This is a genomic window from Vallitalea pronyensis (genome assembly GCF_018141445.1).
Taxonomy (GTDB): domain Bacteria; phylum Bacillota; class Clostridia; order Lachnospirales; family Vallitaleaceae; genus Vallitalea; species Vallitalea pronyensis.
This window is the reverse complement of record NZ_CP058649.1, coordinates 1,259,356-1,273,150: the sequence shown is the minus strand read 5'-3', so window position 1 is coordinate 1,273,150 and position 13,795 is coordinate 1,259,356. Positions and strand designations below refer to the sequence as shown.

The window sequence follows — 13,795 nt, the reverse complement described above, 5'->3', positions numbered from 1 at the left end:
TTATACATCCCTCCAACAATAATCATCTTTAGCAAATATATCTCTATAGTTTGAATATTTAAAAGCAGGACATCCTCTACAGTATTTAAATAAATGACAGTCTTTACATTTCTTGTAGTTTTCTTTATTGCGTTGTTCTATCAAATGAGTACTCTTAGTAAATATATCCCAAATGTGTTGCTCTGGAAATTTACCTATTTTGATTTCTATTTTTCTACAACCATATACTGTCCCATCAGAAAGTATAGACAATAAACCATATGGCAAGTTACAACCTCCACAAAAATTATAGTTATATTTTTCTTGTGGAATTATTATACCCATTTCACTAAACAAAAGGCCCCATAATTTTTCCTTTTTGGCAATACGAAATGTCAAATTATTATTACTTTCAAAATGATAAATCTCATAGAGTAAATCTCGATATTCTTTTGGCGTAAATAGACATTCTTTCAATCCCTTACCAGTACCAATAGGAATCATCCTATCAAAACAAAAAGAATCTAATATATCTAAATCCGATAAGTATTTTATTAATGGTATTAAATCTCTTACATTATCTTTACTTACCGTATACATAATACCTGATGTAAGCCCATGATAATTTAATCTTTCCAATGCTGCAATAGTCGCTTTAAAAGAACCTTCTTTTCTATAATAGTCATGTGTTTTTTCTAATCCATCTAAGCTTAATTGAAATAGCTTAACATTGTTTTTTATTAATTTTTTTATATTTGCATCAGTTAAATGATACGGATTCCCCATCATTACAACTCGTATATTCCCCTTAGATTTAATATATGTTAGTATATCCCATATATTTTTATTTAATAGCGGATCCCCCCCAGTAATAGCTAGTAATGATTCATATTTATATTTACTTGCCATTTCACTAATTTGATCAATTAAGAGATATGAGTTTTCCAATGATAATTGATTATTTTTCTCAAATAAGTAAGTATCAGAATCAAACATATAACAATGTTCACACCTTTGGTCACATGCTGTAGTTATGTGCCATTGAACACTTAGAGAACCACATACTTCATCACTAATTAATCCATATCTTGAACTATTTAACAAATTTGCCATCTAATTCAGCTCCTTAATGATGTTTTTTATAATGGTATATGATAGAATTGTATCTTTAAAATCATTATTTCCATTTATTGAATATTTGTCTTCAGTTACTAGTTTTTTGTATAACTCATAAGATTGATTACTAATGTGTAACTTACCTAAACTTGTAAGTTTTATTATATCATTTATCAATCCTTCATTATTATATCTTATGGGTAATATTATCTCCAACGATGTAGAATATTTAGATTCTGAGATATATCTTAACTCATCAAATATTGTTAAAGTATTTTTCAAAATTTTCACATTTTTTATATCTTTTACTATTACTTTTTCAAATTCATATTTTTTTTCTCCCCAAACATTAAATACTATATTTTTACCTTGAAATATAAATTTGATAGCTTCAACAAGCTTTTTAATGTTATGGTTTTGATGTATCTTCCCAGTAATAAATATGTAATCATATTTTTTTTCTGCTTTTGAACTAGGTATAATATTAGACTTTATAGAGTAGCTAGGATATCCCTCTATAAAATTTTTATTATACTTTACATAGCTTAATCGTTGATAAGCATATCCAATTATATAGTCAGCTTTACTAATAATTTCTTTAGCTATGCTTTTCATATATACATTACCCAAAGCATGATTAATATTCGTATGGAAATTACTTATAACAAAGGGAATTTTAAATCTTTCTTTTAAAATACTTGCGATAAACCCATATGGAAATAATTCATTTGCATAAACAAGTGATATATCATTATATCTTATAGCATCATAGCATAAACCAAGTAAACTTAATAACTTATCATTATGAAAATTATATTTAACTTCTAATGGGTCTATTGAAAATAATTTTATAAATTCATTATTGAAAATCTTAAAATATTCAGGATTTTCATTTACTAACACATCCCCATTATTACACCAACAATCGGATATTATTAAAGAATTAAACTTATTATCTTTTAAATTATCAGCAACACTAAACATATAGTGCGCTTGTTTTGTATAATTAGGTAGATAATCTCCCAACAGCATTATTCTCATTGCTATTACCATTCCTTTCAAAATGATTAGAAATCTATTAAATATTAACCTATAATTATATAATTTAAACCATGTTCTATTTATCTTATTTTGTGTTTTATAGCCATAATTCGAGTTTTAATTCAACATTTTTACATATTATACCATTTATTTTTACTTTTGTCAAAGCATCCCTTATATATAACATTTATTCTATTTGAATTAAAATATATTAAAGCTTTTGTCATATCTTCATTTAAATTATTATACTAATAATATAGGCTATTTTTATACAATGTGTTTTAATGTTAGTTTACACATAAGCCATAAAGAGTTTAACAAAAGCTTCTCATTAGGTTAATTACTCCTAAATTGTAAATAAAATAAGTGCAAATGCTAACCATAAATTGGGTTTTACATTTACACTTATATAGTATTTTAAAAACTTGATCTCTAATATGACACAAAGCATGTGGAGGGGTGGCATCGACAACGAACTGATGGAGTGCGTTTGGGGAAATTAAAATCAGAAATGTATTATCTTCACAAGTTACATGGTTATGAAGACCTCAAAGCGTCGATTAAGGAATACTTTCGCCACTACACTCATGAAAAGATATAAATAAAAACTTTTTAGCATGATACCTGCGATATAACCAGTTAGTTGCATAAAGATAGCGTCAACCATTATGATTAACGCTATAAAACTTTTATTATTTCCCCTGTATCTTGACAAGGGTGGTTCATTTGTTAAATACTATCTTGGTTTTTTAGTTAAACGGTAACTTATCCAACATATTTTTTTTAATATTTTTAGTTAATCTTTAATTACTATCTATACAAAACATCCCATTTCTCTACCTCTTCTTCTGTTGCATAAAGGAAATGACCTGGGTCAACCTCTAACCATTGAGGCTTATTATTTGAATAATCATGCTCCTTTTGAGGAATATAAGCATGTCGTCTTCTTGTACGCTCGGTAATTGGGTCTGGTAATGGTATAGCAGACAATAAGGAACGTGTATAAGGATGTAATGGCTTATCAAATAGTTGCTTACTTGTTGTAAGTTCCATAATCTTTCCTTTATACATAACAGCAATTCGGTCACTGATGTATTTAACCATGGATAAGTCATGAGCTATAAAAAGATACGTTAAACCTCGCTTCTCTTTAAGATCGTTCATGAGATTAACAACCTGAGCTTGAATGGATACATCCAGTGCTGAAATCGGTTCATCAGCAATGATAAACTTAGGCTCTACAGCCATAGCTCTTGCGATACCAATCCGCTGACGTTGTCCACCAGAAAACTCATGTGGATAACGATCCGCATGCTGCTCATTTAGACCAACAAGCTTAAGCATATCAACTACCTTTTGCTTTCTGTCTTCCTTACTGGATGCAAGTTTATGAATATCAATGCCCTCGGCAATAATATCTTCTACCTTCATACGAGGATTAAGACAGGCCATAGGGTCTTGGAAAATCATCTGCATGTTACGATTAACATTGGCGATAGCGTGTTTGGATATCTTTCTACCATCCACACGTTCGCCTTCCATGTATACTTTTCCACCTGTGGGGTTATAGAGACGAATCATAGTCCTTCCTGTGGTTGACTTACCAGAACCGGATTCGCCAACAAGACCAAATGTTTCACCTTTATATATCTGAAAAGAAATATCATCAACAGCCTTGACAACGCCTTTTCTTCCCATTTTAAAATATTGCTTTAAATTCTGTACTTCAACTAATACGTCACGTTCACTCATTAGCTCTTCACCTCTTTCATACGCTGTCTACGTTTAACAATAACAGCCGGTGGTGTCACCTCTGGTGCGTTTTCATGTAATAACCATGTTGCAGCTTTATGTGTTTCTGTTATATCAAACATAGGTGGCGCTTCTTCAAAATCAATCGCCATAGCATATTCACTTCTAAGTGAAAAGGCATCGCCTGCTGGTGGTTTCAATAAGTTAGGTGGTGTACCCGGAATAGCATACAAGTCACCTTCTGTATCAAGATCAGGCATGGAGCCTAGTAATCCCCATGTATAGGGATGTCTTGGATCATAGAATATTTCATCACTTGTTCCTACTTCAACGATTTTACCTGCATACATAACAGCTACGCGATCCGCTACATTGGCTACTACACCAAGGTCATGAGTAATAAAGATAACCGATGCCCCAATTTTCCTCTGTAAGTCTTTCATTAAGTCCAATATCTGGGCTTGAATGGTTACATCAAGAGCAGTCGTTGGTTCATCCGCAATAAGAATCGTTGGTTCACATGCCAGTGCTATAGCGATAACAATTCTCTGTCGCATACCGCCTGAAAATTGGTGAGGATATTGTTTCATTCGAGCTTTTGGCTGAGGTATACCTACTAAATCAATAAGTTTAACCGCTTTATCAAAGGCTTCCTGTTTAGATACCTTCTGATGCAGTAGTATAACTTCCATAATCTGTTTTCCAACGGTCATGGTTGGGTCTAGTGAAGTCATTGGGTCTTGGAAAATCATTGCTATTTTATTTCCTCTAACCGCATGAAGTTGTCCTTCCTTCATCTTGGTGATATCATGCTCTTCAAATAAGATGCTACCATTTTTATAATAACCATTATCGGATAAAAGTCCCATGACACCTTTTACAGTAACGGATTTTCCTGATCCTGACTCACCTACAATTGCTAGAGTTTCGCCTTTATATAAATCAAAATTGACACCTCTAACAGCCTGCACATCACCTGCATGAGTTCTGAAAGAGACTTCTAAATCTTTGACTTGTAATACTTTTTCTTTATTCATCGTCTTTCTCCTTTCTACCTCATACGTGGGTCAAGCGCATCTCGTAGACCGTTAGCCAATAAGTTAATGGATAACATCAAGATGGACATAATGGTTGCTGGTATTAACAACATACTTGGTATAGACTGGAATGCTTCATAACCTTCATTAACCAGTACCCCTAAGGATGACATTGGTATCGGCAATCCCATACCAATAAAGGATAAGAATGCTTCATAGAAGATTGCACCAGGTATGGAGAACGTTGCCATAACAAGAATCTGTCCAATGATGTTAGGGAATAGATGCTTAACCATCAATCGTAATTTATTTGCACCTAAAGTTCTAGAAGCAAGTACAAACTCTCGCTCTCGTAATTTTAAAATTTGTGAACGTACTACCCTTGCAACACCAATCCAGCCATTTAAACTCATAGCTAAAATTAATATAATTAAACTAATCTGTTCTGCACCCTGTTTACCGGGTAACAAGGATTCCACAAATCCTCCAATTCGATCTTTAATACTGAGAAAGATAATCATCAGTACAAGCACTGGAATACTTCCTAATATTTCTGTAATACGCATCATAATGGTATCCACCTTGGTTCCACCATAAAAACCTGCAATGGTACCATATGTAATACCAACTGTAAAATCAATAAGGAGTGAAGCCAGTGCGATCGTAAGTGATACACGAACCCCTATCCATACTCTTGTCCAGTTATCGAGTGCAAGCTTATCCGTACCAAACCAGAAATAGCGATCTTTAATATTTTGAATACCATAGAAATCAGCGTCAATGGTCAACACTTCAACACCATAATCATCCACTTCTGATTTAAGTAATTTAAAGGTACCTGGTTTAAACTGTGAATACTCACTAACCAAGTCTACGTAGGGAAGTTCAACTTCTTCACCTGTTTTCACAACTTTTATCTTTGCCATTAAAACGCCTTCATCATTTTCAGCAATTTTAATGATATTTATTTCAAAAGGATGATAGGGTATACCTAATTTCTCTACTAATTTCTGCCTGTTCATTGGCTTTTTTAATTCTTTAAATTCATCTGTATTTGGTAATTGACCCGCAACCAAGTCAAAACTACTTCTGTCTATGGTAGCGTGTCCATCAAAAAAACCTAATTTCTCAAGACCTGGCATACGAGGAGGTACATAGGCAATATCTTTTTTCGGTATTTCAACACCATTATCATCAAGAATAACTGGTGATGATTTATAACGAAAAACCGTTCCATCAGCATTTTTTTGATTAACGGGTGAAATAGGACCAAATATGGCTAATATAATTAAGATAACGATGGCATAAAAACCAACCATAGCTGCTTTATTCTTTCTTAAACGTCGAAAAGCATCACGCCAAAAAGTTGTACTTTCTGTACTCATTTGGTCTGCTTTAGTCAAATCCGCTTCTAATAACTTAAATTTATCTTTTGATAAAGCCATCTATACGCCACCTCCCTTAAGTCTAATCCTTGGATCAATAACACCGTATAATAAATCAATAGTTAGAATAACAGCAACAAACAAGAAGCTAAACACCAAATTAACGCCTAAGACTAAGAAATAATCATTTTGTGTAATACCATTTAATAATAATCGCCCAAGTCCAGGTACACCAAAAAATCGTTCAACTACAATACCGCCTGTCAATAGAGCAACCGTCATGGGTCCAAGAATAGTAATAACAGGGATTAGAGCATTACGTATTGCATGCCTTACAATAACTTTTGGTTTACTTAAACCTTTAGCTCTAGCTAATAGAATATAATCACTGCTTAATACTTCTACTAATTCTGCACGCATATAGCGCATAGTAGAAGCGATAACAAATAATGATAATGCCAAGGATGGCAAGATAGATGAGTACAGCGAATCAAATGTGGATACACCCCTGCTTACATCTACCGGTTCATAGAGATATGGGAACCAATTCAATTTGGTACAGAAAAAGTACTGCAAAAAGGCGGCAGCAACAAATCCTGGAATTGATACCCCGATAACCCCCAAAATCGTCGAAAGGTGGTCCCAAAAAGAACCTTTGTAGATGGCGGCCATTGCACCCAGAAAAATTCCAACAATAACACCAAAGATTAGAGCTATTGTTCCAATTTTTACGGTATGCTGTAATTTTATAGCAATAAGCTTACTAACAGGTTGATCTTGAAGTTTAAATGAATTGCCTAAATCTCGATTAATAATTAAGTTCTTTAGATATCTTGTGTACTGCACAAATGCCGGCTCGTTTAACCCATATTTCCTCATCATCATCTCTTTTTGAACATTGGTTATCTTAGGATTTTCAAAAGGCGTTCCGGGCATTAGGCGTAACAAGAAAAAGTTAATCGTTAACACAATAAAGAGTGTCAGAACGATTAGAGCTATTCGTTGCAGCGCATAACGAATCATGTGTTAACCTCCAATCAATTAATACTTTATCAGATTAAAATATTACTAAACATAAGTTTTGGCAGGATACCCTGCCAAAACTTTATGCATTATGAAATTAGAATTGCGTTGTGATTATTCTTCCATTTTTACCCACTTGTAGATAAAGTCAGCACCAAATTGCTGTAATACAAGATTCTTAATCTTAGGATTCATAAGGTATAATCTTGTACGTTGGTATAATGGAACAATTACTTGTTCTTCTTCAAGTAATATCTTCTCTAATTCAACGAATTTCTCAAAACGCTCTTTTGCTTTTGTTGGAACTGCTAACTCTCCGCTACCTGCTGCTTCAATACCTTCATCATAATATGGATTTGAATAACGTCCACTATTATGAGAACCTGTAGATATCCACATATCCATGAATGTCATTGCATCTGGGTAGTCAGGACCCCAACCAGCCCAGTTCATCTCAAAGTCACCTTCATCTGCTCTTTTAATCTTATCGGCAAATGGAAGTGGAGAAATTTCAACTTCAATGTTTCCTAAGTTCTTTTCTAATTCATCTTTAATATGTGTACCAATTTTCTTAGAGCTTTCATTGTTATAAATTATAAGCTCCATGGTTACATTTTCTACTCCAGTATCTGCTAAAGCTTTTGCCCATAACTCTTTTGCTTTGGCAGGGTCAAGTGCATTATAACCATTGCCACCATTGTACATATCCTGAGCTACTTCTCGGAAACCTTTTCCATCATGTGCTGAACTGGCTACAAAATTCTTTGGTACAAAGAAGTCAGCTGGAACAGATCCATTTTTTAATATAACATCTGTAATGTAGCTTTTATCAATCGCCATGTTAATCGCTTTTCTTGCATCGACATTTCGTAATACTTTTTGAGCCGGTGTCATTTTACCATTATTCATGTTAAGCTCAATATAGAAGATTACAGCCTCGCCCATTGGAACTGCATCAGGACGGTTACCATGTTTATCTACATTCTCACCAGTAACAACACTTCTATCTACTTCACCACTTAAGTACATTTGAACGGATGTATCGTTGCTACCACCTTCAATAACACGGTAGTCAAGAGCATCAATATCTACATTAGCAGCATCCCAGTAACCTTCGTTTTTCACTAGATAATGTCTCTCGGATAATTTCCACTCTTTGAAGATATACGTACCATTGTATAAGAAGTTTTCTACTGTTTTACCATACTTCTCTTCACCTACTTCATTAAAGAACTTTTCACTTGCTGGCATAAATGAACCAAAAGTCATTAAGTCTTTGAAGTAAGGAACAGGATAAGCAAGCTCTATTTCCAGTGTATAGTCGTCTACAGCTTTGATTGCTAGGCTGTCAATTAACTTATTAAGCTCTTCTTTAGCACCATCAATAGAACCAAATTTTTCATTAATAGCATCGCCTTTTTCTTTAACAGATGCTTCTAATTCTTTCTTTGCAGCATCAAATTGCTGTTGAGCTGTTTGCTCATCTGTATCTTCGTAATCTGTAACAGCAATTTTGTCTAATTCTTTTGTGTCACGCTCGAATTTAACAATTTGGTCATTTAATACAACCGCTTCTGAACCATTCTTGATTCCAGCTGTTCTAATCATGGTTGAATATTGAGCCGCTTGTGTTGGATCAAGTAATTTCTTCCAAGCAAACACAAAGTCATGAGCTGTTACTTCAGCATAAGGCTCTCCATCAACAGTCATCCATTGAACGCCTTTTTTTAGTTTAAAAGTATATTTTAGTCCATCTGGAGCTATTTCTTCACTTTCAACAAGTTCTTTTTGAGGTGTACCATCTACACCTAAGATATATAATCCACTAACAACATTACCTAACACTCTAAAAGATACTGCGTCTGTAGCAAGCCATGTTACGAGAGATGGTATATTCTCGCTTTCAAGTAAGTTTATTACTTTAGGTTCTTCAGCAGTATCACCGTCATTATTATCTTTATCACCGTCATTATTGTCTGGTTCCTTTTCTCCCTCAGTTGCAGGATCTGTGTCATCTCCAGTAGCAGGCTTGTCTGTATTGCTACCACAAGCAGCTAATGATAGTGTCATGGTTAACACTAGTAGTAAAGCTAGTAACTTTTTCATAAAAATCCTCCTTTTATAGTTTGTATCCCACCCTAGATATTATTTATTTATGTATCTTTTAAGTCGGGCTTTTAGCTCATTTCCTAGTACTCTGTGACCAGTACCAAAAAATGATATTAATCATTATATAACAATTTAGGCGCTTTGTAAAGGTTTTGGTAATAGGTTACCACGGTAAAGCAATGCCCTGATATAGCGCTTTTGCAGTAAAATATAGCTGATATTTTAGGGCTTTATGTCAAATTTTAAATATCAAGCTGTTTTTAGCCATCTTTTCTGTCGAAGCAATCGACACTTTTTTGACAACACTTGTCATCCTAAAAGTATTTTATCGTCATTATATTACATATTGCAAACAATCAATTAACCTATGGGATTTATAGCCTGTCTATGGTATAATAGTCCGTGAAATACGAACAAATTGCTTTAAACCTAGGAGGTTATTGTATGAAGTGGGTAAACAAACTTGTTATTTTTCTAATTATCATTTGTACCATTAGTTATATATTAGCACTTATAGGAAAGCCTTCCAGTACGATGAGTTTTATGGCTTTATTTTTAGATCGTTTGTTTATGGTAAATCTTGTTATCTTTGTTATAAGTGGTTTTGTGTTTATTGATAACTTTGGAACCTTTAATGTTTTTAAATATTCTGTGAGACATTTTCGGGCAACCGTTTCCAAAAAATATAAAAATCAATTACTTCAAGAAAATGATACCCTTGAAACAGACAGGGATATCAAAACGTTTCTTCAGAAGAAATTCTTATTCGCTCAAACAAAACATAATGCTGCTAATGTTTATTTTGCTTTTAGCGGAAGTATATTCCTTCTATACATCGTCATTACGTTTGTCCTTGTCTAATTGCCATAACATCTTAAGGGTTGTCTTCATGTACTGTATGTTACAGAGGCAATCCTTTAACTTTATTTTTTTGTATTAAAGCATTATAACTTCATTATATATATGTAGTAATAGATAACTGTATCAATAAAATATGTTAAAAAATAAACTTATTTCATGTATAAACATGCATTTAGAAAGGGTAATATCCATGGAAATAGAAAAAAAGTTTCTTATTCATAAAGGCAAGATTCAATTGAAAGAGTACCCCTTTGTCACCATTGAGCAAGGGTATATCTGTACGGACCCTGTCATCCGGATTCGTAAAAAAGACGATGAATACTTCATCACCTATAAGTCATCGGGCTTGATGGTTCGTCAAGAGTTTGAAGAAATGATATCCCAGGAACAATACAACAGCCTAAAAAAGAAGGTAGATTACCATCTTATAAAAAAACGACGGTACCTTGTCCCCATCTCTCATGGCTTAACAGCTGAAGTGGATGTTTTTGATTATCACCTACAAGGACTTGTGATGGCTGAAGTGGAATTTTCCACAGAAGAAATGGCAAATGCTTTTAAGCCGCCCCACTGGTTTAGAAGAGATGTCACATTTAACCCCTTATTCCACAATAGTCATTTATGTCAAGAAAGTAATCTTCACTTTTTGAAACATCTGTAGTCTATCTGTTATAGACGAATCTTCTACCATAAGATTAACCATATATAATAGAAACAACTGATTTATTAATAAGAGTATCTCATCACATAAAAAGATAAGTAATGTTAACTATTTACCAAGTATAATCTCAATGTAACGCAAACAAAAAACACTTGATCAAATCAAGTGTTTTTTATTAATGCGGATGAAGGGAGTCGAACCCCCACGCCGCAAGGCGCTAGATCCTAAGTCTAGTGCGTCTGCCAATTCCGCCACATCCGCTTAGTGTGTTTTCCTCAACAATAATAATATATTTCAAGTATTATGTCAAGTGCTTTTTTGAAGCAATGAGCCACCCGAGACTCGAACTCGGGACACCTGGATTAAAAGTCCAGTGCTCTAGCCGACTGAGCTAGTGGCCCAAAACTGGGTAGGCAGGATTCGAACCTACGCATACTAGAGTCAAAGTCTAGTGCCTTACCGCTTGGCGACTACCCATTAATATATGAGGGTGAGTAATGGGATTCGAACCCACGGCCTCAAGAGCCACAATCTTGCGCTCTAACCAACTGAGCTATACCCACCATATATTTACACGATAGAAAAATCTATCAGCGTGCCTGCAGGGACTCGAACCCCGGACACGTGGCTTAGAAGGCCACTGCTCTATCCTGCTGAGCTACAGGCACATCAACAAGAACATAGCCTTGCCAGTAATGATCACATTACAAGCGGGTGATGGGAATCGAACCCACGTATCCAGCTTGGAAGGCTGGTGTTCTACCATTGAACTACACCCGCAGATGAATCGGGGTGACAGGATTCGAACCTGCGACCTCTTGAACCCAAATCAAGCGCTCTAGCCAAGCTGAGCCACACCCCGATATACATGCTTTTTCGTCGCTTTTTCAAACGCAAGAGTAATTATACACACGCTTTTACCATATGTCAATACTTTTTCGTAATTTTTTTATTGTCAAATGATATTTTCCATCTTCTTCTATCTCTAATACCCCATAACTAGGGCCTTTTCCATCTCTTGGCAAAGTCAAACTTCCCGGGTTGAAAAGTGTTATGCCATCCATGTTTTTCTCCATAGCCACATGTGTATGCCCAAATAAAATAATCTTAACACCTTTTTTTCTTCCTTCTTTTATGATTGTGTCCAAATTCCATTTTACCTGATAATAATGTCCATGGGTGATGAATAGCTTAACACCATAGAATGCTAATACTTTCTCTCGAGGAGCTTTTGAAGCATAATCACAGTTTCCTGGTACATAATCAATGGGTATGGGGCACATACAATCTAATGCCTCTGCATCTTGTTCCATATCACCTAAATGTATAATTCGATCAAAATCTGTTATTTGCTTAACAATTTTTGTTGCATTTGCTATATGACCATGGGTGTCACTTATTATAAGTATTTTCATAATTCCTCCATAATATACGATGTCTGATCATGACGTCAGAAGCCCATAAGCAAACTTTTAGTGAACTATGATTTCCGCTCTTCTAATTGTTCTTTCATACTTCTAAGGGCTTTTCCTCGATGACTGATGCGATTTTTCAATGCCCTGTCCATTTCTGCGGTGGTACAGTTGTATTCTGGTACATAAAAAATGGGATCATACCCAAAGCCATTTTGCCCTCTTTCTTCCTCTATAATACGTCCTTCAATGGTACCTCTACTGGTTCGTATATCACCGTCTGGAAAAACAGCCGCAATAACACATACAAAGCGGGCTGTACGGAGGGCTTCTGAAACATTCTCTAGATGATCAATAATCATCTTATTTTTTATGGCATAAGGCGTATCTTCTCCACCAAAACGTGCAGAATAGATACCTGGCTTTTTATCCATGTAATCCACTTCCAGCCCAGAATCATCAGCCAATACAATACAATGGGCAACTTCACTTACTTTTTTGGCCTTGATAATGGCATTTTCTTCAAAGCTTGTCCCATCTTCAATAATTGTCACATGTATACCAGCATCTTCCATGGATATTACTTCATATGGACTGTCTGCCATGATTTCATTAATTTCTTTTATTTTTCCCGTATTTTTTGTTGCAAATATTATCTTTTCTTTTGTGGTCATATGCATGTCTCCTTTCTACTTACGGTTAGGCCTCTACAACTTCCTTTTGGATCTCTATAAGCTCCTGTATGCCCTTTTCTGCACTCTTTAATAAAGCATCTAGCTGCACCCTTGTAAATGGCGCTTGCTCGCCTGTTCCTTGCACTTCAATATACGCTCCATGTTCTGTCATAATAACATTCATATCAACTGTTGCATGACTGTCTTCTTCATAACACAAATCTAATAGTACCTCTCCATCGACAACACCGACGCTAATGGCTGCAACATAAGCCGATAAAGGCATTTTTTCAATTAAGCCATCTTTTAAGAGTTTTTTACAGGCCAGTACAAACGCTACATAGGCTCCCGTTATGGATGCTGTCCTTGTCCCACCATCTGCCTGTATCACATCACAATCCAACGTTATTGTTCGTTCTCCTAAGGCTTTAAAGTCCACAACAGCTCGAATTGCTCTACCAATCAATCGTTGTATTTCTACGGAACGGTTATTTTTCTTAAGGCGTTGTATGTCCCGATTATTTCTATCCAAGGTCGCTCTTGGCAACATGGCATATTCAGCAGTTACCCATCCTTCTCCTGAATCTTTTTTGAATGACGGTACTCTTTCTTCCACACTTGCGTTACAGATAACTTTCGTGTCGCCCATCTCAATGAGCACAGAACCCTCTGGGTACTTTATATAGTTCTTGGTAATTTTCACTTCTCGCGTATCTTGATTATCTCTTCCATCGATCCTTGACAA

At 34.9% G+C, this 13,795-nt stretch carries 12 protein-coding genes and 7 tRNA genes; 2 read left to right on the top strand and 17 right to left on the bottom strand.

Annotated elements, in window-relative coordinates; genetic code table 11:
• The 7 genes from HZI73_RS05300 to HZI73_RS05270 all read right to left on the bottom strand — a co-directional run bounded on the left by HZI73_RS05300 (nucleotide 1) and on the right by HZI73_RS05270 (nucleotide 9,439).
• The gene (locus tag HZI73_RS05300) at nucleotides 1–1,092 is read right to left on the bottom strand and encodes a radical SAM/SPASM domain-containing protein (RefSeq protein ID WP_212697214.1); all 1,092 of its coding nucleotides are present in this window, start codon (nucleotides 1,090–1,092) and stop codon (nucleotides 1–3) included.
• Complete coding sequence (locus HZI73_RS05295) at nucleotides 1,093–2,148, bottom strand: hypothetical protein (RefSeq protein ID WP_212697213.1); 1,056 nt, start codon at nucleotides 2,146–2,148, stop codon at nucleotides 1,093–1,095.
• A 798-nt stretch (nucleotides 2,149–2,946) separates the two neighbouring features.
• The gene (locus tag HZI73_RS05290) at nucleotides 2,947–3,888 is read right to left on the bottom strand and encodes an ABC transporter ATP-binding protein (protein WP_212697212.1); all 942 of its coding nucleotides are present in this window, start codon (nucleotides 3,886–3,888) and stop codon (nucleotides 2,947–2,949) included.
• A complete protein-coding gene (locus HZI73_RS05285) occupies nucleotides 3,888–4,925 on the bottom strand; it encodes an ABC transporter ATP-binding protein (protein ID WP_212697211.1) in 1,038 nt (345 codons plus the stop codon). The genes HZI73_RS05290 and HZI73_RS05285 overlap by 1 nt, the downstream gene beginning before the upstream one ends.
• 14 nt (nucleotides 4,926–4,939) lie before the next feature.
• Nucleotides 4,940–6,370: an ABC transporter permease gene (locus tag HZI73_RS05280; RefSeq protein ID WP_212697210.1), complete on the bottom strand. Its 1,431-nt coding sequence runs from the start codon at nucleotides 6,368–6,370 to the stop codon at nucleotides 4,940–4,942.
• Nucleotides 6,371–7,333, bottom strand: coding sequence for an ABC transporter permease (locus HZI73_RS05275; protein ID WP_212697209.1), 963 nt, complete (start codon nucleotides 7,331–7,333; stop codon nucleotides 6,371–6,373).
• Nucleotides 7,334–7,447: 114 nt separating this feature from the next.
• Nucleotides 7,448–9,439, bottom strand: coding sequence for a peptide ABC transporter substrate-binding protein (locus HZI73_RS05270; protein WP_212697208.1), 1,992 nt, complete (start codon nucleotides 9,437–9,439; stop codon nucleotides 7,448–7,450).
• A 447-nt stretch (nucleotides 9,440–9,886) separates the two neighbouring features.
• Between HZI73_RS05270 and HZI73_RS05265 the strand changes: the two genes are divergently transcribed.
• Both HZI73_RS05265 and HZI73_RS05260 read left to right on the top strand, forming a co-directional pair.
• The gene (locus HZI73_RS05265) at nucleotides 9,887–10,303 is read left to right on the top strand and encodes a DUF3899 domain-containing protein (RefSeq protein WP_212697207.1); all 417 of its coding nucleotides are present in this window, start codon (nucleotides 9,887–9,889) and stop codon (nucleotides 10,301–10,303) included.
• Nucleotides 10,304–10,493: 190 nt separating this feature from the next.
• Nucleotides 10,494–10,964: a CYTH domain-containing protein gene (locus HZI73_RS05260; protein ID WP_212697206.1), complete on the top strand. Its 471-nt coding sequence runs from the start codon at nucleotides 10,494–10,496 to the stop codon at nucleotides 10,962–10,964.
• A 179-nt stretch (nucleotides 10,965–11,143) separates the two neighbouring features.
• On the opposite strand, the gene HZI73_RS05255 is transcribed toward HZI73_RS05260, so the two are convergent.
• The 10 genes from HZI73_RS05255 to rph form a co-directional block, all read right to left on the bottom strand.
• Nucleotides 11,144–11,225: transfer RNA gene (locus HZI73_RS05255), tRNA-Leu, on the bottom strand.
• A gap of 66 nt (nucleotides 11,226–11,291) precedes the next feature.
• A tRNA-Lys gene (locus HZI73_RS05250) sits at nucleotides 11,292–11,365 on the bottom strand.
• A gap of 4 nt (nucleotides 11,366–11,369) precedes the next feature.
• Nucleotides 11,370–11,441: transfer RNA gene (locus tag HZI73_RS05245), tRNA-Gln, on the bottom strand.
• Nucleotides 11,442–11,453: 12 nt separating this feature from the next.
• A tRNA-His gene (locus tag HZI73_RS05240) sits at nucleotides 11,454–11,527 on the bottom strand.
• A 31-nt stretch (nucleotides 11,528–11,558) separates the two neighbouring features.
• Nucleotides 11,559–11,632, bottom strand: a tRNA-Arg gene (locus tag HZI73_RS05235).
• 41 nt (nucleotides 11,633–11,673) lie between these two features.
• A tRNA-Gly gene (locus HZI73_RS05230) sits at nucleotides 11,674–11,744 on the bottom strand.
• A gap of 7 nt (nucleotides 11,745–11,751) precedes the next feature.
• Nucleotides 11,752–11,826 (bottom strand) — tRNA-Pro (locus HZI73_RS05225).
• Between the two features lie 55 nt (nucleotides 11,827–11,881).
• On the bottom strand, nucleotides 11,882–12,379 hold the full coding sequence (locus tag HZI73_RS05220; RefSeq protein WP_212697205.1) for a metallophosphoesterase family protein: 498 nt from the start codon (nucleotides 12,377–12,379) through the stop codon (nucleotides 11,882–11,884).
• Nucleotides 12,380–12,444: 65 nt separating this feature from the next.
• A complete protein-coding gene (locus HZI73_RS05215; protein ID WP_212697204.1) occupies nucleotides 12,445–13,050 on the bottom strand; it encodes an XTP/dITP diphosphatase in 606 nt (201 codons plus the stop codon).
• Between the two features lie 25 nt (nucleotides 13,051–13,075).
• Entirely contained in the window at nucleotides 13,076–13,795 is a 720-nt protein-coding gene (rph, locus tag HZI73_RS05210; protein ID WP_212697203.1) for a ribonuclease PH, read from the bottom strand.